The 26,692-nt window shown below is 66.5% G+C and carries 8 protein-coding genes (1 of these 8 running past the window's edge); 1 reads left to right on the forward strand and 7 read right to left on the reverse strand.

Features of this window, described 5'->3' with window-relative positions:
* Both OHB12_RS15580 and OHB12_RS15585 read right to left on the reverse strand, forming a co-directional pair.
* Positions 1-18,129, reverse strand: the start of a protein-coding gene (locus OHB12_RS15580; RefSeq protein WP_327120174.1) for a non-ribosomal peptide synthase/polyketide synthase. 25,293 nt of this gene lie to the left of the window's left edge; only the first 18,129 of its 43,422 coding nucleotides appear in the window; its start codon is at positions 18,127-18,129; its stop codon lies beyond the left edge, outside the window.
* A gap of 1,357 nt (positions 18,130-19,486) precedes the next feature.
* Entirely contained in the window at positions 19,487-20,347 is an 861-nt protein-coding gene (locus OHB12_RS15585; protein ID WP_327120176.1) for a DoxX family protein, read from the reverse strand.
* A gap of 121 nt (positions 20,348-20,468) precedes the next feature.
* Here OHB12_RS15585 and OHB12_RS15590 point away from each other — a divergent pair, with 121 nt between their 5' ends.
* Positions 20,469-21,575, forward strand: coding sequence for a PQQ-dependent sugar dehydrogenase (locus OHB12_RS15590; protein WP_327120178.1), 1,107 nt, complete (start codon positions 20,469-20,471; stop codon positions 21,573-21,575).
* Positions 21,576-21,849: 274 nt separating this feature from the next.
* Here the strand turns inward: OHB12_RS15590 and gatB are convergent, their stop codons facing one another.
* From gatB to OHB12_RS15615, 5 genes are all read right to left on the reverse strand, one after another.
* A complete protein-coding gene (gatB, locus tag OHB12_RS15595; RefSeq protein WP_327120180.1) occupies positions 21,850-23,355 on the reverse strand; it encodes an Asp-tRNA(Asn)/Glu-tRNA(Gln) amidotransferase subunit GatB in 1,506 nt (501 codons plus the stop codon).
* Between the two features lie 65 nt (positions 23,356-23,420).
* On the reverse strand, positions 23,421-24,803 hold the full coding sequence (locus OHB12_RS15600) for an alpha/beta hydrolase family protein (RefSeq protein WP_327120182.1): 1,383 nt from the start codon (positions 24,801-24,803) through the stop codon (positions 23,421-23,423).
* 94 nt (positions 24,804-24,897) lie between these two features.
* On the reverse strand, positions 24,898-25,305 hold the full coding sequence (locus OHB12_RS15605; protein WP_327120183.1) for a type II toxin-antitoxin system VapC family toxin: 408 nt from the start codon (positions 25,303-25,305) through the stop codon (positions 24,898-24,900).
* On the reverse strand, positions 25,295-25,552 hold the full coding sequence (locus OHB12_RS15610) for a type II toxin-antitoxin system Phd/YefM family antitoxin (protein ID WP_327120186.1): 258 nt from the start codon (positions 25,550-25,552) through the stop codon (positions 25,295-25,297). The genes OHB12_RS15605 and OHB12_RS15610 overlap by 11 nt, the downstream gene beginning before the upstream one ends.
* A gap of 60 nt (positions 25,553-25,612) precedes the next feature.
* A complete protein-coding gene (locus OHB12_RS15615) occupies positions 25,613-26,647 on the reverse strand; it encodes an ATP-dependent 6-phosphofructokinase (RefSeq protein WP_327120188.1) in 1,035 nt (344 codons plus the stop codon).
* Positions 26,648-26,692: the final 45 nt, after the last annotated feature.

Here is a 26,692-nt window from a genome sequence, read left to right on the forward strand (position 1 = left end):
TGTCTCGCAGGGGAACCGCGACAACAGCCGGCCCCGCCCGGCCGGGGCGAGCAGGGTCGGTTCGGTCACCCCGGCCAGGGCCGCCATCCACACCGCCTGTGACTGTGCACTGTCGCGGGCACCCAGCCACGCCAGATACTCCCGATACGGGTGTACCCGCGGCAGGGCCGTGGCGTCCCCGCCGGTGGCGTAGAGCAGTAACAGTTCCCGGATCAGCAGCGGTGTGGACCAGCCGTCGAGCAGGACATGATGATTGGTCCACACCAGCCGATACTCACCCGCCCGGACCGTGACCAGCATCAGCCGTAGCAGTGGCGGGTCGGCCATGTCGAAAGAAGTGACCGAGTCGATTGTCAAGAGTTCCTCGAGTGCGGCCTCGCGACCGGTTTCGGCGATACCGGTCAAATCGACCACACGCACCGCCACCTCGACCCGGTCGGGCACGACCTGCACGAACCTGCCCTCGGTGTCGGGAACGAACCCCGCCCGCAGGTTCGGGTGCCGCGCCAACAAACCCTCCGCCGCGGCCCGTAACCGTGGCAGCGACACCACCCCACCCAACTCCAGCACCAACTGCACCAGATACGCATCCACCGATTCCTCGGCCAGCAACGCATGAAACAGCAACCCCGCCTGCAGCGGCGCCAACGGCCACACCTCGACCAACCCCGGGAACCGCTGTTCGAGCGCCTCGATCCCCGACTGGTCCACACACACCAATTCCAGATCCGACGGTGTGTGCCCACCAGCACCCGGTCCGCTCGCGTGCACACTCAACGCGGTCAACGCCGTAACCCACCCCCCTGCCAGCTCGCTGACCTCGCCGGTGGTCAGGACCCCGGACGGGAAGCAGAACCCCGCCCGCAGTACCGGCCCCGCCGGGGTATCGATGACCGCGGCATTGATATCGACCGCCACCACCGGCGACAACTCCCGACGACCGGTAACACCCACACCCGCATCACCGACCGGAACCCACCCCGGCATCCCCCCCGAACCAGTAGTAGCGGCGGCGGCGGTGGTGGTGGCGGTGGTGGTGGCGGCGGTGGCGGTGGCGGTGGCGGTGGTGGTGGCGGTGGTGGTGGCGGCGGTGGTGGTGGTGGTCAACCGGCCCAGGTAGTTGAAACCGATCTGTGGGGTCGGTAGCGAGTTCAGTACCGGCCGGGTGTCGGTGTTGAGGTAACGCAGTAACCCGTAACCGATCCCGTGGTCGGGGACCGCGCGTAGTTGTTCTTTGACTGTTTTGAGTGCCGCGGCTGCGGCCGGGCCTGCGGCCGGTATCTCATCCATCTCGATCTCGGACAGGTCTATGCGTAGCGGGAACAGGGTGGTGAACCAGCCCACCGTGCCCGACAGGTCCGCTCCGGGGACGGCCTGTTCTACCCGGCCGTGGCCCTCGACACCGACCAGGACCTGCCCGGTCTCGATACCCCGATCGTGTCGCCACCGGATCACCGCGATCGCCAACGCGGTCAGCAACCCGTCATCGACACTGCCGTGGAACTTTTCCGGCACTGTCGTCAGCAAGGTCTCGCTCACCTCTACCGGCACGTCCACCACGACCGTGTCGATGCTCGTAGCGGTATCGCGGACCGGGTCCAGCCCCCGCGTTCCCAGCACCGGATCAGGCCCGCTCAGCATGCCCTGCCACAGATCCAGTTCCCCGACCCGCTCCACCGTGTGCGCGGCCTCGACCAACCCATACGCCCACCGGCGCATCGAGGTCCCCGACACGGTCACCTCGGGATCGCGACCGGTCTGGATCCGAGCCCACGCCGCCGCCAGATCCGCCACCAGAATCCGCCACGACACCCCATCGATCACCACATGATGCGCCACCACCAACAACCGGCCACCCACACCCGAACCCACACCAGGGTCGAACCACACCACCTGCAACACCACCCCCGCCACCGGATCCAACCGACCCACCGCAGCATCCAACTCCGCAGCCACCACCCCCGAAAACCCATCACCCACCACCCCCGCCACCGGCACCCGCCGAATCAACCCCGCCACCGACACCGACCCCACCGGCCCCACCACAAACCCCCACCCAACCCCCGCACCAACAACCCCCGCCCCATCAACCCCCGCCCCAACCCCGGCATCATCGGCATCGGCATCGGCATCGGCGTCGGCCCTGGCGTCGGCCCTGGTGTCGGTGTCGGCCCCAACCCTGGTGTCGGTGTCGGTGTCGGCCCCAACCCTGGTGTCGGTGTCGGTGTCGGTGCTGTGGTGGAGCCGGGCTCGGAGCATGTCGTGGCGGTCGACCACTGCTTGTATCGTCCGGGTCAGACTGTCTTGGTCGATCCCGGTCGGTAGTGACAGCAGCACTGTTTGTGAGAACCGGTCGAAACCGTCGCCGCTGCCCTGGTCGAGTAGCCATGCCACGATCGGTGTCACCGGGATCTCACCGATCCCGCCGCCGGGCAACTCGGCCAGGACCGGTCCGGTCCTGGTTTGTGTCGCGGTCTGGGCCAGCCCGGCGACGGTCTTACGTTCGAAGACTTCTTGCGGGGAGAAAACCACTCCCGCGGCTTTCGCCCGCGCCACCAACTGGATCGACATGATGCTGTCACCACCCAGCGCGAAGAACGAGTCCTCCGCCCCTACCGACTCGACCCCCAACACCTCAGCGAACAACCCCGCCAACACCACCTCCACCGACGTCGAGGGTGCCCGGTAGGCCTCACCGGTGAACTCCGGTGCCGGCAACGCCCGCCGATCCAACTTCCCGGACGGGGCCACCGGGATCTCGTCGAGCACCACCACCGCCGACGGCACCATGTACGACGGCAACCGCGCCGCCACGAACCCCGACACCGCCGCCGCGTTGAACTCCACCCCCGCCACCGGAACCACATACCCGACCAACCGCTCCACCCCGCCGTCCTCGCGAACCATCACCACCACCTGCGCGACCGACTCATGCCGCAACAACACCGACTCGATCTCCCCCAACTCGATCCGGAATCCACGTATTTTCACTTGGAAGTCGTTGCGTCCCACGAACTCCAGTTCCCCGTCCCGGGTCCACCGGACCACGTCCCCTGTCCGATACATTCGCCCACCCGAGCCCGCGTAGGGATCGGCCACGAACCGTGCCGCGCTCGATCCCGCACGACCGTGGTAGCCACGAGCCACACCCGGCCCGGAAACATAGAGCTCACCGACCACCCCGACCGGTACCGGCCGCAGCCACCCATCCAGAACGGTGACACCGAATCCGGTGGTGGGGGTGCCGATGGTGACGGTTTCGCCGGGTTGCAGGGCAGTGGTGATGGTGGCTTGGATGGTGGTCTCTGTGGGGCCGTAGGCGTTGAACACGTCATGGCCGCGGACCCACCGGGCCGCGAGTTCGGGAGAGAGGGCTTCGCCAGCGACGGCGAGGGTATGCAGGGTGTCGAGGCCGGTCGGGTCGATGGTGGCAAGCGCGGTAGGAGTGAGGAAGGTGTGGGTGATGTGCTCATCGCGGAGGAAGCGGGCCAGTTCGGTGCCGCCGTAGACGGTCGGTGGGACGATGACCAGTCTCGCGCCGACACCGAAAGCCATGATCATCTCGTAGATCGAGGCGTCGAAACTCGGTGAGGCCAGATGCGAGACGCGGGCATCGGCGGTGACGGCGAGGTGTTGTTTTTCCGTGGCGGCCAGATCGGCCAGGCCCTGATGGGTGACCACGACACCCTTCGGGGTGCCGGTGGACCCGGAGGTGTAGATCAGGTAGGCGACATTGTCCGGCGACAGCGGCGCGGTCCGGTCGGTGTCGGTCACCGTGGTGGCCGGGCATCGTGTGTAGGTGTCCTGTATGGCGGGGTCGTCGAGGATCAGCCAGTCGATGGTGTCGGGGAGCCTGTCGTGCTCGCGTGCGGTGGTGACCCCGGTCACGGCACCGGAATCGGTGAGCATCCGGGTGATCCGGTCGGTGGGATAGCCGGGATCGACCGGGAGGAACCCGGCACCGGTCTTGGCTACCGCCCACACCGACAACACCGATTCCAGCGACCGTGCCATCCCGATCGCGACGAACGATTCCGGGCCCGCACCATGATCGATCAACCACCGCGCCAACCGGTTCGAACGCTGATCCAGCTCCCGATACGACACCTCCACACCCTGGTAGGACACCGCTGCCGCGTCCGGGTCCACCGCCGCGGTATCGGTGAAGATCTCCGGCAGGGTCCGCACCGACCCACCCGCGTTCCCCCGGACCGGTGTCAGTGCTTGACGCTCTGTGGTTTCGAGGATGTCGATATCGCCCACCGCTACCGCCGGGTCCGCGGTCACCGCGTCCAGGATGCGCAGGAACCGGTCGATGAACGTGTGTACCGTCGCCGCGTCGAACAGATCCGTGGCGTAGGTGAAGGCCCCGTGCATGCCGGTGGGGATACCGTCGTTCCCGAATTCCTCGGCGAGGCTCAACTGCACATCGAATTTCGAGACTCCTACCTCGATCCCCACTACCTGCACCGACAATCCCGGCCACTCCAACTCCACCGACCCGGTGTTCTGGAACTCCAACACCACCTGGAACAACGGTGCGTGTGCTGCGGACCGGACCGGAGCCAGCTCGTCGACCACCCGCTCGAACGGCACTTCGGCATGACCGAACGCGCCCAGATCCGTTTCCCGTGTATGTTCGAGCAGATCCGAGAAACTCGATCCGCCCTCGACCCGGGTGCGTAACACCAGGGTGTTGACGAACATCCCCACCACGTCATCGAGTACTGCCTCGCCCCGGCCGGCGATCGCTGTCCCTATCGTGATGTCGTCACTGCCCGACAACCGCGCCAGTAACACCGCCAACGCTGCATGCATCGTCATGAACAACGACGCGTGATGTTCGCGGGCCAGCGAAACCAGCCCGCGGTGACACCGCGCGGTGATACCGAATTCCTCCACCGCACCACGCAGCGACCGTTGCGCCGGGCGCGGCCGATCGGTCGGTAACGCCAGCACCTGCGGTGCTCCCGCCAGAACGCGGCGCCAGTACCCGAGTTCCCGCGCTGCCGGACTGTCGGGGTCTTGTTCCGAACCCAGCCATTCCCGCTGCCACAACGTGTAATCGGCGTATTGCACCGCCAACGGTGTCCACCCCGGGGCTTGTCCTGCCGAGCGGGCCGCGTAAGCAGCCCCCACATCCCGCGCCAGCGGTGTCATCGATATCCCATCCGCCGCTATGTGATGCACCACCAACGCCAGCACATGCACATCCGGCGCCAACCGGAACAACCGCGCCCGCACCGGAACCTCGGTAGTGACATCGAACCCGGCCGAGGCCACCCCTACCAGGAACTCATCCAGCCGCGTCTGCTCGACCACATCGCACGGTGTCAGATCCGGTAGCACTTCCCCCGCCGGCACGATCACCTGGACCGGGCCGTCTCCGGAATCCGGGAACACCGTGCGTAGTGCTTCATGCCGCGCCAGCACATCACCCAGAGCCGCCGCCAACGCGGCCACATCCAACTCACCGGTCAACCGGATCGCCACCGGAACGTTGTAAGCCGGGGACGTCGTATCGAACTGATTGATAAACCACATCCGCTGCTGGGCCCACGACACCGGCACCCGCTGCGGACGCTGCCCCGCCACCAACACCGGCCGCCGCCGACCACCAACCCCAACCCCAACCCCAGCAATCCAACCCACCAACCCCGCCACCGTCGGGGATTCGAAGATCACCCGGATCGGTACCTCCACCCCCAGCACAGACCGGATCCGGCTGACTACTCTGGTCGCGGTCAACGAATGCCCACCCAGGTCGAAGAAGTTGTCGTCGATTCCGACGGGTGTGATGCCGAGGATTTCGGCGTATATGTTGGTGATGGCTTCTTCTGTTGGTGTGGTGGGTGCCTGGTATGTCTGGCTGGTGAACTCCGGTGTTGGTAGCGCCTGCCGGTCGAGTTTCCCGGTGGGGGCCAGCGGGATCTCGTCGAGGACGATCACCGCTGTTGGCATCATGTAGCCGGGCAGGGTGCGCCCGAGAAGGGTTTTCAGGCCGGGCACGTCGATCTGTCCGTTGTCCGGGTGCACATACGACACCAGTGTGGTTTCTCCCGACGGGCCGGTACGCGCCAGCGTGGCAGCGAAACCGACCGCGGGATCGGTGGTCAGGACGGCATCGATCTCGCCGAGCTCGATCCGGAATCCACGTATTTTCACTTGGAAGTCGTTGCGTCCCACGAACTCCAGTTCCCCGTCCCGGGTCCACCGGACCACGTCCCCTGTCCGATACATTCGCCCACCCGAGCCCGCGTAGGGATCGGCCACGAACCGTGCCGCGCTCGATCCCGCACGACCGTGGTAGCCACGAGCCACACCCGGCCCGGAAACATAGAGCTCACCGACCACCCCGACCGGTATCGGCCGCAGCCACCCATCCAGGACGACCTCGCGGACCCCGCGGACCGGCCCGCCGACCGTCACCGGTCCGCCGGGGGTCATCGGGCCGCTGATGTTGGACATGATGGTGGTCTCGGTCGGCCCGTATCCGTCGAACAACCGCCGTCGCGGCGCCCAGCGGGTCACCAGGTCCGGTGGACACGCTTCACCACCGGTCACGATATCGGCGAACCCGTCGAGACCGGCCGGATCGACCGTGCTCAACACGGTCGGGGTGAGGAACCCGTGCGTGATGTGTTCGGTGGCCAGTACCTCGGCCAGTTCCGCCCCGCCGCGTATTGCCGGCGCCGCGATCACCAACCGTGCCCCGGCACCGAAGGCCATCAGATACTCGAGAATCGACGCATCGAAACTCGGAGAGGAGAAATGCAACACCCGCGAGACCGGCATGACCGTGCAGCGATCGTGTAGCTCGGCCGCGAAGTTGTCCACTCCGCGGTGGGTGATGGGCACACCCTTGGGCACACCGGTGGACCCGGAGGTGTAGATCAGGTAGGCGACATTGTCCGGCGACAGCGGCGCGGTCCGGTCGGTGTCGGTCACCGTGGTGGCCGGGCATCGTGTGTAGGTGTCCTGTATGGCGGGGTCGTCGAGGATCAGCCAGTCGATGGTGTCGGGGAGCCTGTCGTGCTCGCGTGCGGTGGTGACCCCGGTCACGGCACCGGAATCGGTGAGCATCCGGGTGATCCGGTCGGTGGGATAGCCGGGATCGACCGGGAGGAACCCGGCACCGGTCTTGGCTACCGCCCACACCGACAACACCGATTCCAGCGACCGTGCCATCCCGATCGCGACGAACGATTCCGGGCCCGCACCATGATCGATCAACCACCGCGCCAACCGGTTCGAACGCTGATCCAGCTCCCGATACGACACCTCCACACCCTGGTAGGACACCGCTGCCGCGTCCGGGTCCACCGCCGCGGTATCGGTGAAGATCTCCGGCAGGGTCCGCACCGACCCACCCGCGTTCCCCCGGACCGGGACCAGTCGGCGGTACTCGGCCGCGGAAAGCAGCCCCAGCCGCGCCAGCGGCAGGTCGAGGTCGGCGGTGATCGCGTCGAGGACCCGGGTGAGGTGGGTCAGGATCGACTCGATCGTGGCGGGTTCGAAGAGTTCGGGGAGGTATTTGATGGTCAGGTGTAGTCGGGTATCACTCGATGCGGCCAGGGCGAGGGGGTAGTGGGTGGCGTCGTGTCCGTGTATCGCGTTCACCCGGACCCCGGCCAGGTCGGTGGCCTCGCTCAGCCCGGCCCGCTCGATGGGGTAGGACTCGAACACGGTCACGGTGTCGAACCTCGCGCCCGGGCCGGCGGCCTGCTGGATCTGGCTCAACCCGAGGTAGTGGTGGTCGAGTAACGCGGCCTGCTCGGCCTGGACTCGTGTGAGCAGGGTAGCGAGGGTGTCGCGGTAGTCCAGCGTGATCCGGACCGGGATTGTGTTGATGAACAACCCGATCATCTCTTCGATACCCGGGATCTGGGCCGGGCGCCCCGAAACGATCCCACCGAACACCACGTCCTCACGAGAGGTCAACGCCCCCACCACGATGCCCCACCCGACCTGCACCATCGTGTTCACCGTCACCTCGAGGTCGCGGGCGGTGGCGGTGAGTGTCCTGGTCTGCGCCACGCTCAGGTCCACTCGTGTCTCGCAGGGGAACCGCGACAACAGCCGGCCCCGCCCGGCCGGGGCGAGCAGGGTCGGTTCGGTCACCCCGGCCAGGGCCGCCATCCACACCGCCTGTGACTGTGCACTGTCGCGGGCACCCAGCCACGCCAGATACTCCCGATACGGGTGTACCCGCGGCAGGGCCGTGGCGTCCCCGCCGGTGGCGTAGAGCAGTAACAGTTCCCGGATCAGCAGCGGTGTGGACCAGCCGTCGAGCAGGACATGATGATTGGTCCACACCAGCCGATACTCACCCGCCCGGACCGTGACCAGCATCAGCCGTAGCAGTGGCGGGTCGGCCATGTCGAAAGAAGTGACCGAGTCGATTGTCAAGAGTTCCTCGAGTGCGGCCTCGCGACCGGTTTCGGCGATACCGGTCAAATCGACCACACGCACCGCCACCTCGACCCGGTCGGGCACGACCTGCACGAACCTGCCCTCGGTGTCGGGAACGAACCCCGCCCGCAGGTTCGGGTGCCGCGCCAACAAACCCTCCGCCGCGGCCCGTAACCGTGGCAGCGACACCACCCCACCCAACTCCAGCACCAACTGCACCAGATACGCATCCACCGATTCCTCGGCCAGCAACGCATGAAACAGCAACCCCGCCTGCAGCGGCGCCAACGGCCACACCTCGACCAACCCCGGGAACCGCTGTTCGAGCGCCTCGATCCCCGACTGGTCCACACACACCAATTCCAGATCCGACGGTGTGTGCCCACCAGCACCCGGTCCGCTCGCGTGCACACTCAACGCGGTCAACGCCGTAACCCACCCCCCTGCCAGCTCGCTGACCTCGCCGGTGGTCAGGACCCCGGACGGGAAGCAGAACCCCGCCCGCAGTACCGGCCCCGCCGGGGTATCGATGACCGCGGCATTGATATCGACCGCCACCACCGGCGACAACTCCCGACGACCGGTAACACCCACACCCGCATCACCGACCGGAACCCACCCCGGCATCCCCCCCGAACCAGTAGTAGCGGCGGCGGCGGTGGTGGTGGCGGTGGCGGTGGCGGCGGTGGCGGTGGCGGTGGTGGTGGCGGTGGTGGTGGCGGCGGTGGTGGTGGTGGTGGTCAACCGGCCCAGGTAGTTGAAACCGATCTGTGGGGTCGGTAGCGAGTTCAGTACCGGCCGGGTGTCGGTGTTGAGGTAACGCAGTAACCCGTAACCGATCCCGTGGTCGGGGACCGCGCGTAGTTGTTCTTTGACTGTTTTGAGTGCCGCGGCTGCGGCCGGGCCTGCGGCCGGTATCTCATCCATCTCGATCTCGGACAGGTCTATGCGTAGCGGGAACAGGGTGGTGAACCAGCCCACCGTGCCCGACAGGTCCGCTCCGGGGACGGCCTGTTCTACCCGGCCGTGGCCCTCGACACCGACCAGGACCTGCCCGGTCTCGATACCCCGATCGTGTCGCCACCGGATCACCGCGATCGCCAACGCGGTCAGCAACCCGTCATCGACACTGCCGTGGAACTTTTCCGGCACTGTCGTCAGCAAGGTCTCGCTCACCTCTACCGGCACGTCCACCACGACCGTGTCGATGCTCGTAGCGGTATCGCGGACCGGGTCCAGCCCCCGCGTTCCCAGCACCGGATCAGGCCCGCTCAGCATGCCCTGCCACAGATCCAGTTCCCCGACCCGCTCCACCGTGTGCGCGGCCTCGACCAACCCATACGCCCACCGGCGCATCGAGGTCCCCGACACGGTCACCTCGGGATCGCGACCGGTCTGGATCCGAGCCCACGCCGCCGCCAGATCCGCCACCAGAATCCGCCACGACACCCCATCGATCACCACATGATGCGCCACCACCAACAACCGGCCACCCACACCCGAACCCACACCAGGGTCGAACCACACCACCTGCAACACCACCCCCGCCACCGGATCCAACCGACCCACCGCAGCATCCAACTCCGCAGCCACCACCCCCGAAAACCCATCACCCACCACCCCCGCCACCGGCACCCGCCGAATCAACCCCGCCACCGACACCGACCCCACCGGCCCCACCACAAACCCCCACCCAACCCCCGCACCAACAACCCCCGCCCCAACAACCCCCGCCCCAACCCCGGCATCATCGGCATCGGCATCGGCATCGGCGTCGGCGTCGGCCCTGGCGTCGGCCCTGGTGTCGGTGTCGGCCCCAACCCTGGTGTCGGTGTCGGTGTCGGCCCCAACCCTGGTGTCGGTGTCGGTGTCGGTGCTGTGGTGGAGCCGGGCTCGGAGCATGTCGTGGCGGTCGACCACTGCTTGTATCGTCCGGGTCAGACTGTCTTGGTCGATCCCGGTCGGTAGTGACAGCAGCACTGTTTGTGAGAACCGGTCGAAACCGTCGCCGCTGCCCTGGTCGAGTAGCCATGCCACGATCGGTGTCACCGGGATCTCACCGATCCCGCCGCCGGGCAACTCGGCCAGGACCGGTCCGGTCCTGGTTTGTGTCGCGGTCTGGGCCAGCCCGGCGACGGTCTTACGTTCGAAGACTTCTTGCGGGGAGAAAACCACTCCCGCGGCTTTCGCCCGCGCCACCAACTGGATCGACATGATGCTGTCACCACCCAGCGCGAAGAACGAGTCCTCCGCCCCTACCGACTCGACCCCCAACACCTCAGCGAACAACCCCGCCAACACCACCTCCACCGACGTCGAGGGTGCCCGACCCGAACCACTCAACGCACCGAAGTCCGGTGTCGGTAGCGCCTGCCGGTCGAGTTTCCCGGTGGGGGCCAGCGGGATCTCGTCGAGGACGATCACCGCTGTTGGCATCATGTAGCCGGGCAGGGTGCGCCCGAGAAGGGTTTTCAGGCCGGGCACGTCGATCTGTCCGTTGTCCGGGTGCACATACGACACCAGTGTGGTTTCTCCCGACGGGCCGGTACGCGCCAGCGTGGCAGCGAAACCGACCGCGGGATCGGTGGTCAGGACGGCATCGATCTCGCCGAGCTCGATCCGGAATCCACGTATTTTCACTTGGAAGTCGTTGCGTCCCACGAACTCCAGTTCCCCGTCCCGGGTCCACCGGACCACGTCCCCTGTCCGATACATTCGCCCACCCGAGCCCGCGTAGGGATCGGCCACGAACCGTGCCGCGCTCGATCCCGCACGACCGTGGTAGCCACGAGCCACACCCGGCCCGGAAACATAGAGCTCACCGACCACCCCGACCGGTACCGGCCGCAGCCACCCATCCAGGACGACCTCGCGGACCCCGCGGACCGGCCCGCCGACCGTCACCGGTCCGCCGGGGGTCATCGGGCCGCTGATGTTGGACATGATGGTGGTCTCGGTCGGCCCGTACGCGTCGAACAACCGCCGTCGCGGCGCCCAGCGGGTCACCAGGTCCGGTGGACACGCTTCACCACCGGTCACGATATCGGCGAACCCGTCGAGACCGGCCGGATCGACCGTGCTCAACACGGTCGGGGTGAGGAACCCGTGCGTGATGTGTTCGGTGGCCAGTACCTCGGCCAGTTCCGCCCCGCCGCGTATTGCCGGCGCCGCGATCACCAACCGTGCCCCGGCACCGAAGGCCATCAGATACTCGAGAATCGACGCATCGAAACTCGGAGAGGAGAAATGCAACACCCGCGAGACCGGCATGACCGTGCAGCGATCGTGTAGCTCGGCCGCGAAGTTGTCCACTCCGCGGTGGGTGATGGGCACACCCTTGGGCACACCGGTGGACCCGGAGGTGTAGATCAGGTAGGCGACATTGTCCGGCGACAGCGGCGCGGTCCGGTCGGTGTCGGTCACCGTGGTGGCCGGGCATCGTGTGTAGGTGTCCTGTATGGCGGGGTCGTCGAGGATCAGCCAGTCGATGGTGTCGGGGAGCCTGTCGTGCTCGCGTGCGGTGGTGACCCCGGTCACGGCACCGGAATCGGTGAGCATCCGGGTGATCCGGTCGGTGGGATAGCCGGGATCGACCGGGAGGAACCCGGCACCGGTCTTGGCTACCGCCCACACCGACAACACCGATTCCAGCGACCGTGCCATCCCGATCGCGACGAACGATTCCGGGCCCGCACCATGATCGATCAACCACCGCGCCAACCGGTTCGAACGCTGATCCAGCTCCCGATACGACACCTCCACACCCTGGTAGGACACCGCTGCCGCGTCCGGGTCCACCGCCGCGGTATCGGTGAAGATCTCCGGCAGGGTCCGCACCGACCCACCCGCGTTCCCCCGGACCGGTGTCAGTGCTTGACGCTCTGTGGTTTCGAGGATGTCGATATCGCCCACCGCTACCGCCGGGTCCGCGGTCACCGCGTCCAGGATGCGCAGGAACCGGTCGATGAACGTGTGTACCGTCGCCGCGTCGAACAGATCCGTGGCGTAGGTGAAGGCCCCGTGCATGCCGGTGGGGATACCGTCGTTCCCGAATTCCTCGGCGAGGCTCAACTGCACATCGAATTTCGAGACTCCTACCTCGATCCCCACTACCTGCACCGACAATCCCGGCCACTCCAACTCCACCGACCCGGTGTTCTGGAACTCCAACACCACCTGGAACAACGGTGCGTGTGCTGCGGACCGGACCGGAGCCAGCTCGTCGACCACCCGCTCGAACGGCACTTCGGCATGACCGAACGCGCCCAGATCCGTTTCCCGTGTATGTTCGAGCAGATCCGAGAAACTCGATCCGCCCTCGACCCGGGTGCGTAACACCAGGGTGTTGACGAACATCCCCACCACGTCATCGAGTACTGCCTCGCCCCGGCCGGCGATCGCTGTCCCTATCGTGATGTCGTCACTGCCCGACAACCGCGCCAGTAACACCGCCAACGCTGCATGCATCGTCATGAACAACGACGCGTGATGTTCGCGGGCCAGCGAAACCAGCCCGCGGTGACACCGCGCGGTGATACCGAATTCCTCCACCGCACCACGCAGCGACCGTTGCGCCGGGCGCGGCCGATCGGTCGGTAACGCCAGCACCTGCGGTGCTCCCGCCAGAACGCGGCGCCAGTACCCGAGTTCCCGCGCTGCCGGACTGTCGGGGTCTTGTTCCGAACCCAGCCATTCCCGCTGCCACAACGTGTAATCGGCGTATTGCACCGCCAACGGTGTCCACCCCGGGGCTTGTCCTGCCGAGCGGGCCGCGTAAGCAGCCCCCACATCCCGCGCCAGCGGTGTCATCGATATCCCATCCGCCGCTATGTGATGCACCACCAACGCCAGCACATGCACATCCGGCGCCAACCGGAACAACCGCGCCCGCACCGGAACCTCGGTAGTGACATCGAACCCGGCCGAGGCCACCCCTACCAGGAACTCATCCAGCCGCGTCTGCTCGACCACATCGCACGGTGTCAGATCCGGTAGCACTTCCCCCGCCGGCACGATCACCTGGACCGGGCCGTCTCCGGAATCCGGGAACACCGTGCGTAGTGCTTCATGCCGCGCCAGCACATCACCCAGAGCCGCCGCCAACGCGGCCACATCCAACTCACCGGTCAACCGGATCGCCACCGGAACGTTGTAAGCCGGGGACGTCGTATCGAACTGATTGATAAACCACATCCGCTGCTGGGCCCACGACACCGGCACCCGCTGCGGACGCTGCCCCGCCACCAACACCGGCCGCCGCCGACCACCAACCCCAACCCCAACCCCAACCCCAACAATCCAACCCACCAACCCCGCCACCGTCGGGGATTCGAATACCGTCCACACCCCGATCTCGGTATCAAGAGCCGTATTGACCCGGGCCACCAGCCGGGTCGCGGTCAACGAATCACCACCCAGATCGAAGAAGTTGTCATCGACACCGACCCGTGCCACACCGAGGACTTCGGCGAACACGGCCGCGACGGCTTCTTCCACCGGTGTCGAGGGTGCCCGGTAGGCCTCACCGGTGAACTCCGGTGCCGGCAACGCCCGCCGATCCAACTTCCCGGACGGGGTCAACGGCAACCGATCCAAGGCCACGATCGCGGCAGGCACCATGTACTCCGGCAACCGCTCGGCCACAAACCCACGCATCTGGGCCACTCGGCTGGTCGCGCCGGGATCGTTGACGTATCCGGCCAGGGAACCCAGCGGGCCGGCGGGCAGATACACCTCGGAGAACACCTCGGGCACTGCCGTGTCGGTGTCGGTGTCGGTGTCGGTGTAGATCGCGTCGATCGATCCTGTGGCCGGGGACCAGGTCAGGAGTACCGCGTACCCCAGATCGTGTCCGAGTAGACGGCAGTCTTGTGGTGCTATGGCATCCACGGTCGGGGCGGTCTTGTCGAGCAGGTCACTTATCGGGGTGCGATCGACGGCGTGGTCGAGAGCGCGTGCGGCGGCGATGTCGGGTGCCAGCCCGGCGTGCGGGATCCCGCTGATCCGGATCCGTTCGGGATGTTCGGTACGCAGATACTCCCTGACTTCTGCCAAGCCCTTGAACTGTTCCCACGGCCTTACCGGTGCCGCGGCCAGCGACCGCACCATTACCGGCGCCTTACGTAGCACCACCTCATACCGGTACCGGCCGAGTTCGTTGACCGCGTCTATGTCCTTGAGCTGGATGTCCACTGCCCCGATATCGGGAAGATGCTGTGGCAGGGCGGTGAAGAACTCCGGTGCCAGCATCAACTCCCGCTGCGCGAGTACCTCTCGGCGCACCCGTTCACGCACCATCGCCGCGGTGGCTACCTCGTCAGCGCGAGCGCACTGCACGCCGGTGGTGAACTCTGGCAGCAACGCCAAGTTCCGCACGTCCCCGATGAACAGGGCACCGCCCGGGGTCAGCAACGGTAGTGCCTTACCGAGCACGTCAAGCAGGTACGCCGCGTTCGGGAAGTACTGCACCACCGAGTTCAGCACCACCGTGTCGAAATAGTCGTGTGGCAGCCCCTCGACCACATCCGCCGACTGCACCCGTAACCGCACCCGTCCCGCCCACGGCTGATATTCCACCCCGGCCTGCAGTGCCTCGATCGTCGGTGTCGAGAAATCCGTCGCCCAATACTCTTCGCAGTCCGGTGCCAGCCCAGACAGCAACAATCCCGACCCGACCCCGATCTCGAGGACCCGCCGTGGCCGCAACCCGCGAATCCGTTCTACCGCCGCTGCCCGCCATGCCCGCATCTGCTCGAGCGGGATCGGCTGACCGGTGTAGCTGGAGTTCCAGCCCGAAAAGTCTTCCCCGAATCCCACCACATTCTGGTGGGAACCGGTCGCGTTGTCGGTATCGGTCTGTGCTCGGACATAAGCCTGTTCCCCCGAGTACAAGTCGTCATACACTCGCCGCCATTGCCCTACCAGCTCTGTTTCCCGCGCGTCTTCCCGCGCCAGGCTCGCTTCCCGGTCGAGCACCACATACCCCACCAACTGCTTGTCCAGCACCGCGCCATCGGCCCCGCTGTCGCGGGCGACCACCACCGCCTGCGATACCTGTGGATGTGCCGTCAGCACCGCTTCGATCTCTCCCGGCTCGATTCGGAACCCACGGATCTTGACCTGTTCGTCCACACGCCCCACGAACTCCAACCGGCCACCGGTATCCCACCGCACCAGGTCCCCGGTCCGATACATCCGATCGCCGCGACCGTCGAACGGGCAGGCCACGAACCGCTGCGCGGTCAATCCCGAACGGCCTCGATACCCCCGGCCCACCCCGGAACCAGCGATATACAACTCCCCCGCTACCCCCACCGGCACCGGCTGCAACCCCGCATCCACCACGAACACCCGCGCGTTCCCGATCGGCGACCCGATCGACACCGACACCCCACCCGACTCGTCGGATTCGGGCACCGAGTATCGGGTGGCGCACACCGTGGTCTCGGTCGGCCCGTACGCGTTGACCACCCCGACCTCGGGATAAGCATGACGGAACCGGTCCACCGCGACCGGGGAGAGCGCGTCCCCGCCGGTGACTACCTGTTGCACCCCGTCCCACATCTGCGTGTGCTCCGCGGACGGATCCGCCAGCAGGTGAAACATGGGGGTCGCCACGAACAGCGACGTCACCCGATGCTCGGTCACCAGCCGCTCGAGCATCGCCGGGTCCGCCGGCCCTGGCGGGGCGATCACCAGCTCGCTACCGGAAAGCAACGCCGTCCACATCTCATACGCCGACGCGTCGAACCCCAGCGACGAGGACATCAGCATCCGCTCACGCCCGCTGGTCGGCCACCCGTGGAACACCAGGTTGATCACGTTGTAGTGGCAGATCGCCACCCCTTTCGGGACCCCGGTCGACCCGGAGGTATACATCACATACGCCAGATGCTCCGGACACAGCCGGGCCACCCGCTCCGCATCGGTGAACTCACCAGCATCCATATCACCAGCACCAGCACCAGCACCGTCGATACCGAGCGTGTCCAGATACAGCAATTCCAGGTCGGTGGGCGCCAGCACGGCCGCGGTCGCCGCGTCGGTCAACACCAGCACCGGGGCGGCGTCGGTGAGGATGAACCCGGTCCGCTCACTCGGATAATTCGGGTCGATCGGCAGGTACGCGCCACCGGATTTGAGGACCGCCAGCAACGCGATCACCAGTTCCGGCGAGCGCGGCAACGCGACCGCGACCACCGACTCCGGACCCACACCACGCCCGATCAACACCCGCGCCAACCGGTTCGCCCAGGCATCGACCTGCCGGTAGGTCCACCGCTGCCCCCCACTGCTCAACGCCACCGCCTCCGGCCGAGCGCCCACCTGCTCCCCGAACAACTCCGGCACCGTCACCGCCGGAACCGGCGCCACCGTCTCGTTCCACCCCTCCAACACTCGCCGACCCTCGGCCCCGTCCAGCAAAGCGAGCCGATCGAGCCGCCGCCCTGGATCCGCCACCACTGCCTGAAAAAATGCCATCAGCTGTTCGGAATAAAGCTTCAAATCCTCACTGCTGTACAGAAGACCATTTCCGTCGATTTCGATATGCAAACCATTGCCACTGCTACCGATATAGTAAATCGAAATGGATAGATCATCATTCGGGCCGAATGACACCCCGCGAATAAAAGCGGGACTACCGACGAAATCTATGGACCCAAAGAATGGAATGATGTTCAGAATCGGACCGAACGGATTCTTGGCAGATCCTGAGAGTCGGATATCACTCCGAATATCGGAACCCTGATAGCGGGAATGTCGCAAGATGGAGCGAATCTCGCCGCGAACATCATCGGCGATCTCCGCGAAGCGCGACCCCGGCGCAACCCGCACGCGTAACGGCACCGCATTCGACACCAAGCCCGGCGTACGACTTGCGGCGCCGACTCGATTTGCCACCGCGAACCGCAGAATGAATTCCGGCGCACCCGACAGACGGTGAAAGAAACCAGCTACCGCAGCTGCCAGGAAACCCGGCACCGGCACTCCTAATGCATTCGCCGCCGCCAGCCATGCAGCAGTATCGTCGCCCGAAACCGTCAGACCATGATGTAAAGTCACTGGAGCAGACGAACTCGGACTCGCCGGCAGGTGAATCGGCTCCGGCAACGATGACGTGTAGTTGCGCCAGAATTCCCGGTCCTCCAGGAAAAGATCAGAGTTTCGGTAGTCCGCATCTTCACTACTGATCAACTCCGGTCCACCAAATCCAGCGTCCGGGACCGGAATCCGCTTCTTCAATGCCGTATACACTTCTCCGATTCGACGCGCGATAATGTAGGCACCGAACCCATCTACCACGATGTGGTGAAACATCAAGAACACGAAGAATCGAGACTCGCCGAGCTTGATCAATCCCGCCCTATACAGCGTGTCCCGCTCGAGGTCGAACGGTTGATCGACTAGATCGGCCATCGATTTCCGCGCCGCGGATTCGGAGTCTGCGGCGCCACTGACATCGCTGAAGAACGGATTCCACCGGCTGCAATCACGCGCCACCTGCCGAGGGCCACTGACGTCGTCCACGAAATTAACTTGCAAAGTGCGCGCCTCACCGAATGTCCGCCGCAACGCGGCATCCATAACCAGAGGATCAATCGGGCCGGAAATATCCAAATGCCCGGAAATATTGTTCGACAGGCTTGGCACCAACTTCTGCGCCAGCCACAGCGCCTTCTGCGCGGACGAAACCGGAAACGATTCCGATGCAGTCATTATCGCACTCCCGCATGGTGGTAGAGCGTTCGTGACTCGCGCGACACCCCACTCCGGAGGTGCCGTTCTGCATTCTTCCGACTCGACAGCTTGCCTTCCTCATCTACTATCGCATCGAAAGATCAGATAGGGAACAGGTCGGCGCACTGCGCCCGACTACGACGTCCGCTTCACTCACTGTGTGAAACCTGTTCCATGCAGCAGTCGTGGCCGACCCTCGACCTGCTCGGAGACTTCGTGTGCTCGGCGAACTTGCCGACCCCTCCGCCCGGCGCACAGCCAACTCCCACCGCTGCACAAGCGCGGTCGGCACACCGCGCTCCACCACCGGACCATCAGCCGTGCCGCAATCCCGTCATCGCTGTCCTGCACGCGATTTCCGACAAAACGCACCGCAGTGCGGCCGACTACTGAACACACCGACAACCAGAAAGCAACCACTGGACAACCAAATGTCCACGTCGAATCCCCCAGCATGTCCGGACAGGGACCGTCCGACAAATGGCGGATCCGACTTTGGTCTGACTGGCCGCACCTGCTCGAAACCGCTGTCGAGGCTGAAATGCGCGAGCACATAGGTTATGAGAGAATAATCCGGCTGGTCACGGAACACGCACTTCCGCAACGGAATCCGATCTGGCACTGTGCTCACCGAGATCGGACCGGCCGAGGTGCAAGGGACCCTACCCGTCGCCGATGCGCTCGGCCCCAACCTCGGGTCCTGCGATTTCGTCACCGCGCTCCAGGTCAGCCGCCAAGCCGTACAGAACCGACATGAACCCCTACCCGCATCTGAGGGGTTCGAAATTTACCCGGCGGCACACCGGCCGCATCAGCCGCCCGACAGTGCGAAATCGCCTTTGATACCGAGCTGGCCAGCGAGAACCCGCTGGTCGTCGCCGCCATGTTCGGGTGTGCCCTGCCGAGCGCGCCATAGCGAGTCGCTGTCGAATCCGCCCGGATCACAGGAGTGCGCTGGGATCTGGCTGCGTGGGTGGCTTGGGCTGGATGATCTGTTCGGGCGGCGGCTATGTTGTCCGGTCGGCTCGATCGGTACTACAACCGCCTCCGATCCCCTCCCGGCACCCGATCCATTTCCCGGCTCCACACCGGTTATAGGACAAGCCTTTCCACGCAAAATTCGCAGTGCGTCTCGGCCGGGGAGAGCCTCCCCCGGTTCCCGCCGCCACCTTCCGAACGTTCCGCCCCTCTTACCCCGGGGAGTCGCGCACGGCTGTACATCCACGCTCTTCACCGCTTCCATGGCCTTCACTGTGAACAGCCCGGCTCAGCTCTCCCGGCCCGGATCGTAACTGTCGAGGCACTCACGACCCGCGAAGATACGTGGAGAGGCGGACTAGCGGATGCCGATGAGTGGATTGCCGCCGTGGAGGTACCAGTAGGTGCCTGCCGCGGCGGCGATGGCGAGCAGGAGGACGACGAAGGAGCCCGCGGAGGGGCGGGTAGCCCAGCCGCGGTTGCGGTCGAAGGACCAGCGGCCGGGGCCGGTCAGAATGATGACGGCGGAGATGCCCGCGAGGATGCTTTCCAGCTCGACCGAGCCGGGGCCCGCCTTGTACTGGAATCCGGGGGCCATGCCCTGCTTCCAAGCCCATGCGTCCAGGATCACCGCGAGGACCGCGCCCGCGGCCAGCGGCGTCGCCAGGCCGAGGACGAGCAGCGCGCCGCCGCCGACTTCGCCGGCCGTGACCAGGATGGTCGACACCGTCGGATGGTCCCAGCCGCCGCGCTCCATCATGTCGCGGGTGCCGTCCAGGCCGGGGCCGTGGAACCAGCCGGCGAGCTTCTGCAGCCCGTGGTAGAGGAAGGTACCGCCGACGACCAACCGCAGCAGGAACAAGCCGAGATCGAGTGTGCCACGGCGGTTCTCGCTGGTGCGGCGACGCAGCCTGCCGGTGTCGTTCGGCGGCTTCGCGGCAGGCGGGATGCTCGCGTACCCGTAGGACGCGGGCGCCTTGGCGCTTTCGCCCGGTGTCGGAACCTCCGGGTCGAGCCCGAGTTCGTCGTCGGTGCGCGGGACATCCTTGGTGAGCGTGGGGCGATTGGACGGATCCACCTGAGGGAACTGCTCGGTCGGCGAATCGAACGGGCTGCTCACTCCTCGACCGGTGGACGACACCGCCGACTGCTCGGCCGTGGACGGCGTGGCGCCATCGACCCGCGAAGGTTCGGGTGTGTCTTTCGGCTTGTCGGTCACGGCCAATACCCTATGCCGCGGGGCGCTACCGCGGGGCGTGTGTACGGCACGGCGTGTCAGTGCGCGCGCAACAGCCACCCGGAGGGGGCGCGCGTGCCGGTATTTCCGTAACGTCTGAGCTATGAGTTTGGTTGTCGTGGGCCGCGTCGCGGCGAGCTTGGCGCTCGGCTCCGCCCTGCTGACCGGTTGCGCCCGGTTCGACGATTCGGCGTCCAGCCCGTTCACCCCGGAACCGACGCTGCACGGGGCCGAGATCGACCCGAAGAAACCGAGCCAGCCCCCCACCTCGACCACCCGGCCGAGCGGGCCGTGCATCGATCCGGACCCTGCGGTGGTGGCGACCTGCCTGGACACCACCGGCGGTCTGGTCACCCTCGGCGACGGCGCCTTGGTCGCCGAGCGACGGACCGGACGCATCCTGAAGGTGGTCCCGGAGCAACCACCGGTGGAGATCGCCGAACTGGACGTGGACGGTTCGACCGACGGCGGGCTGAGCGATATCGCGCTCTCCCCCACCTACCGCGAAGACGGGCTGATGTACGCCTACATCACCACCGCTGGCGACAACCGGGTGGTCCGCATCGCGGAGGGTGGCCCGCCGAAGGACATTCTGACCGGAATCCCGAAGGGCTCCAGCGGAAATCGTGGCGCGATCGAGTTCGCCTCGCCCGACCAGATGCTCGTGCTGACCGGGAACGCGGGCGACCCGGGCGCCGCGGCATCCACATCCTCGCTCGCGGGCAAACTGCTGCGCGTGAACTCTCCGGCGGCAGGCCGTACGCCGGCTCCCGAGATCGCCGTCTCGGGCATCGGGATCGTCGGGGACGTGTGCCACGCCGGTGCGGACAGCATCTGGATCACCGACCGCACCCCCACCGAGGACCGGCTGCAGCGGGTCGACGGCGCAGGCGCGGTCACCACCGCGTGGACCTGGCCCGACCGGCCCGGTGTCGCCGGTTGCGCGGCGGCCGTCGACGGTGTCGCGATCTCGCTGACCCGCGCGAAGGCCCTCGCCATCGCGGCCGCCGATCCGAACACCCATGCGGTCACCGCGGCGCCGACCTTGCTGGCGCAGGACAAGTACGGGCAGCTCGGCGGCGCGGCGGCCGGCGCCGACGGCACCGTCTGGGTGGCCACGGTCAACAAGACCGACGGACAGCCGGGTCCGTTCGACGACCGCGTCGTCCGCATCCCACCACCACAGGCCGGTGGCGGCGGACCGGACTGAGCTGTGTTTGATTTGCAGCGCCGAAGGCACTGCAAATTAAGCACAGCGCGGACGATCAATACCGCGCTGCCCCCCGCCCCCGATTCCGAGCGGAGCGAGACCGAGCATTGCCCGTTCGCGGCCCGGCTCGCGTCCGAGCGGCCGCCGCGTCCGCGACGAAGTCGCCAGCGGCGGCCGCTCGGACGCGAGCCATCAAGGGGCCGCGAACACGCCGCGGCGCAGCCGCGGCCAAACAAACACAGCCGCGAACACGCGGCGCCGCAGGCGCTGCAAATCAGATACAGCAGGCGAGTACCAGCTCGCGGACCCTGGCGGCGTCGGCTTGGCCCCGGGTTGCCTTCATGACGTCGCCGACGATCTTGCCCGCCGCCTGCACCTTGCCGGAGCGGATCTTCTCGGCGATGTCGGGGTTGGCGGCGAGGGCCTTTTCGACCTCGGCCTGCAGGGCGCTGTCGTCGCTGACCATGCCGAGCCCCTTGGCCTCGACGATCTGCGCCGGGTCGCCTTCTCCGGCCAGCACGTAGTCGACGACCTGCTTGGCGACTTTGTTGTTGACTGTCTTCGCCTCGACCAGCTTGATCACCTCGGCGACCTGAACCGGACTGATCGGCAGGTCCTCCAGAGCGACGTCGCGCTCCTTGGCCTTCTCGGTGAGGTAGGCGACCCACCAGGAGCGCGCCTCATTGGCCGGAGCGCCCGCGTCGACGGTCGCGATGATGAGATCGAGGGCGCCCGCGTTGACCAGGTCGCGCATCACCTCGTCGGACAAACCCCAGTCGGACTGGATGCGGGCGCGGCGCAGCCACGGGTACTCGGGGATGGTGCCGCGCAGCTGTTCCACCCAGTCCGCCGCGGGCGCGACCGGCTCCAGGTCGGGCTCCGGGAAGTATCGGTAGTCCTCGGCGGTCTCCTTGCGACGGCCGGGCGAGGTGGTGCCGTCGGCCTCGTGGAAGTGCCGGGTCTCCTGAACGATCGTGCCGCCGCCTGCGAGAATCGCCGCTTGGCGGCGCATTTCGAAACGCACCGCCACCTCGACGCTTTTGAGCGAGTTGACGTTCTTGGTCTCGGTACGGGTGCCGAATTCCGTTGCGCCGACCGGCATCAGCGAGACGTTCGCGTCGCAGCGCAGCGAGCCCTGTTCCATCTTGACGTCGGACACGCCGAGCGCCTTCAGCAGATCACGCAAAGCGGTCACGTACGCCCGCGCCACCTCCGGAGCGCGCTCTCCCGCACCGGTGATCGGCTTGGTCACGATCTCGATCAGCGGAACGCCCGCCCGGTTGTAGTCCAGCAGTGAGTGGCTTGCGCCGTGGATGCGGCCGGTCGCGCCACCGACGTGCACCGACTTGCCGGTGTCTTCCTCCATGTGCGCGCGCTCGATCTCCACACGGAACGTGCTTCCGTCGTCGAGTATCACTTCCAGGTGCCCGTTCGTGGCTATCGGCTCGTCGTACTGGCTGATCTGGTAGTTCTTCGGCTGATCCGGGTAGAAATAGTTCTTGCGCGCGAACCGGCCCCACGGGGTGATCGAGCAGTTCAGCGCGAGGCCGATCCGGATCGCCGACTCGACGGCCTTCTCGTTCACCACCGGCAGCGAGCCCGGCAGACCGAGGCACACAGGGCACACCTGGGTATTCGGCTCGGCGCCGAACTCGGTCGGGCAACCGCAGAACATCTTCGTCGCGGTGGACAGCTCGACGTGGACCTCCATGCCGAGCACCGGCTCGAACCGGGCGAGAACATCCGAGTAATCCATCAGGTCGACCGTGGGTGCGCTCATGGCCATCAGTCTAGGTAAGCGCTCCCGCCGCACCGCAGGGGCTCTCGGCGTCCAGGAGCGGGGCGCTATTTCGTCGGAACCTGCTGCTGGAGCCAGTCGGTGACGTAGCTGAGCACCTCCGGGGAGATGGTGGTTTCGATCGAGCGGTACTCGCTGAGGCGACCTGTTTCGGCGGGCTGCATCAGGTGGTTGAGTCCCGGGAAGACGTGGACGGTCGCGTCCGGGTCGGCGGCGAGGTGGTCGCGCATCGGCTGCTCGCTCTGGGCGGCGGGAACTTGCAGGTCTTTGCCGCCGAAGAACGCGAGCACGGGGACGCGCACGGCGGCGAGGGCGGGAGCGGGATCGTAGGCGATGAGCGCCGCCAGGTACGGCGTGATCTGCGCGCCTACCTGCTCGTCCGGCACACGCTGGTCGGCGGGGAGGGAATCGTTGTGCTTGCGAGCCAGCTCCTTGGCGCCCGCGAGGTCGCCCGCCTTCAGTAGCGCGGCCAGCTCGCCGGTCTGGCGCACCTCGGTGTCGACCTGATCGGCGGGCTTGCCGTTCGCGGCGGCGATCAGGCGGGTCTGTTCGACGAGCACATCCGAGCCGGGGACGCCAGGACCGGCCATGAGGACGACGAACGCGACGCCGCTGTCCGGACGCGAGGCGACAAGCGGCGCGAGGTAGCCGCCCTCGCTGTGGCCGAAGAGTCCGACATGGACCGAGTCGATATCAGGGCGGGAGCGCAGGTAGCTCACGCCCGCGGCGGCGTCGTTGGACAGGTCCGTGTAGTTCGCGTCGTCCAGCTTGCCGCCGGTACCGCCGACGCCGCGGTCGTCGGTGCGCAGCACGGCATAGCCCGCGCGGGTGAACGTGTCGGCCAGCAACAGGAACGGCTTGTGGCCCACGAGTTCTTCATTGCGGTCCTGCGGGCCGCTTCCAGTAATCATCAGGATGGCGGGGAACGGGCCGTTGCCCTGGGGCTCGGTCAGCGTGCCCGCGATGGTGATGTCGCCGCTGCGGTAGGTGACGTCCTCGGACTTGTACGAGAACGGCGGCTTCGGCTCTTGCGGACGCGCGAGCGCGGCGACCTTGCCGCGTTGCAACACGAGGGGGAAGCTCTGGCCGGACTGGGTGAAGTCACCACTGATCTTGTCGGATCCCGAGTCGTACTTCCCGCGGAACACCGGGTCGCCCGGGAAGTCGGCGATGGCGAACGACACCGAGTTCCGATCGGAGGTGACGTCTTTCAGCTGCGCGGCCGTCACCCCTTGCACCGGGATGTCGATGGTCGCGGTGCCCTTGTCGGTGAAGGTCACCCCGACTTCGAGCGGTTGACCGGGGGTCTGGATGGCGCCGTGCCAGTCGCCGGCGGTCGGCTCGGGTGGATTCGACTCCGAACCCGAGCACCCGGCCACCAGTGCCGCAATCACGAACAGAGCCAACGCGATCAGTCGCCCAGTACGCATGCTGCCACAGTACCGACGCCCCGACGACCACCCACCGAACTGACGTGGCACACGGCGCAAACGGACCGCCGTGATGTGACACTCAGCGAAACGGTCACACCGAGACGACGGTCAGCACCTGCTCGAGCCCAAGGAAGTCTTTCGGGTTGCGGGTATATAGCGGCAGGCCATGTATCGAAGCAATTGCGCCGATCATCAGATCGAATTTGCGCGGCTTCGGGCTTCTGCCGCCGACCGTGATCAAGCTGGCCATCAATGTGAACCGTCGGGCGGCATCGGCGGTGAAGGGCAATGCGTCGAAGGAGCTTTCGAACTCCTGGAGGCGTTCGGTGCGTAACAGCCGAACGGTAGCGTCGCGCGCCGAGGCAACCCCCAGCCCGAGTTCGGCGAGTGTCACGGTGCTGACTTTCGGCACGGCCGGAAGCTGATGATCCGGTATCTCATCGAAGTCGATCAGCACGCATGTGTCGAGGAGACCTGAGTCCCTGCGCTCACTGGTCATCGAGCCGGTCCTCCCCGAAGACCGCGTCCACCTGCGCACGTTCCTCGGCGCTCGAGCCAGCGCGGGCAAAGCGAGCGAGCCGTCGTTTCAACTCGGCGGTGGTGATCCCACGTGTCGGCGCCAACGGCCGCAGCTCACCCACAGGACGTCCATTGCGGGTGATGATGAAGTCTTCGCCGGCCTCGAGCGCATCCATCACACCGGCACTTCCATTGCGCAGTTCGGCTTGGCTGATAGTCCTGGTCACGGCCTAAATATAGCACTCGATGCTATACGAGGCTATACGCCTATGTGGACAGCGCTGAGCTCAACCGAAGAACGCCTCCGCCTCGCGATAGCGCTCCGTGGGTACCCGCTTGAGCTGCTTGGTGGCTTCCGACAGCGGGACGAGATCGATGGTGGTGCCGTGCAGCGCGACCATCTGGCCGAAGTTGCCCGCGTGCACCGCCTCGGCGGCGTGCAGGCCGAAACGGGTGGCCAGCACCCGGTCGTAGGGGGTCGGGCTGCCGCCGCGCTGCACATGACCGAGCACGGTGGTGCGGACTTCCTTGCCGATGCGCCGTTCGATCTCCACGCCGAGCTGCTGGGCGACGCCGGTGAAACGCTCGTGGCCGAATTCGTCGATACCGCCCTCGCGCAACGTGAATCCGGAATCCGGCGCCGGGTGCGAGCCCTCGGCGACGACGCAGATGAAGTGCTTGTCGCCGCGCTGGAACCGCCGCTTGATCATGCCGCACACCTCGTCCACGTCGAACGGGACCTCAGGCACCAGGGTCAGGTGCGCGCCCGCCGCCATGCCGGCGTTGATCGCGATCCACCCCGCGTGGCGGCCCATCACCTCGACGAGCATCACGCGCTGGTGCGATTCCGCCGTGGTGTGCAGCCGGTCGATCGCCTCGCTGGCGATGCTCAGAGCGGTGTCGTGGCCGAAAGTGACGTCGGTGCAGTCGATGTCGTTGTCGATGGTCTTCGGGACGCCCACCACCGGGACTCCCTCGTCGGACAACCAGCTCGCGGCGGTGAGGGTGCCCTCGCCACCGATCGGGATCAGTGCTTCGATGCCGTTGTCGTCCAGGGTCTGTTTGATCCGGCCGAGGCCCGCCAACAGCACGTCGGGGTTGGTGCGGGCGGTGCCGAGAATGGTGCCGCCCTTGGTCAGCAGACGGTCGGTGCGGTCATCGTTGAGGATCTGGATCTTTCGGTCTTCCAGTAGGCCGCGCCAGCCGTCCTCGAAGCCGACGATCGCGTCTCCGTAACGGCCGTTCGCGGTGCGAACGATGGCGCGGATGACCGCGTTCAGTCCTGGGCAGTCTCCGCCTCCGGTCAAGACTCCGATGCGCATGGCCGCTATCTTGCCCCCTATGTCCGATCCCAGCAGCCTCGACCC

The sequence above is a fragment of the Nocardia sp. NBC_01730 genome (genome assembly GCF_035920445.1).
Lineage (GTDB): Bacteria > Actinomycetota > Actinomycetes > Mycobacteriales > Mycobacteriaceae > Nocardia.

What these genes read in the sequence shown, in the direction of transcription:
- OHB12_RS15615 (WP_327120188.1), bottom strand. Translation starts at nt 26,647, where the DNA reads ATGCGCATCGGAGTCTTGACCGGAGGCGGAGACTGCCCAGGACTGAAC.
- gatB (WP_327120180.1), bottom strand. Translation starts at nt 23,355, where the DNA reads ATGAGCGCACCCACGGTCGACCTGATGGATTACTCGGATGTTCTCGCC.
- OHB12_RS15600 (WP_327120182.1), bottom strand. Translation starts at nt 24,803, where the DNA reads ATGCGTACTGGGCGACTGATCGCGTTGGCTCTGTTCGTGATTGCGGCA.
- OHB12_RS15605 (WP_327120183.1), bottom strand. Translation starts at nt 25,305, where the DNA reads ATGACCAGTGAGCGCAGGGACTCAGGTCTCCTCGACACATGCGTGCTG.
- OHB12_RS15590 (WP_327120178.1), top strand. Translation starts at nt 20,469, where the DNA reads ATGAGTTTGGTTGTCGTGGGCCGCGTCGCGGCGAGCTTGGCGCTCGGC.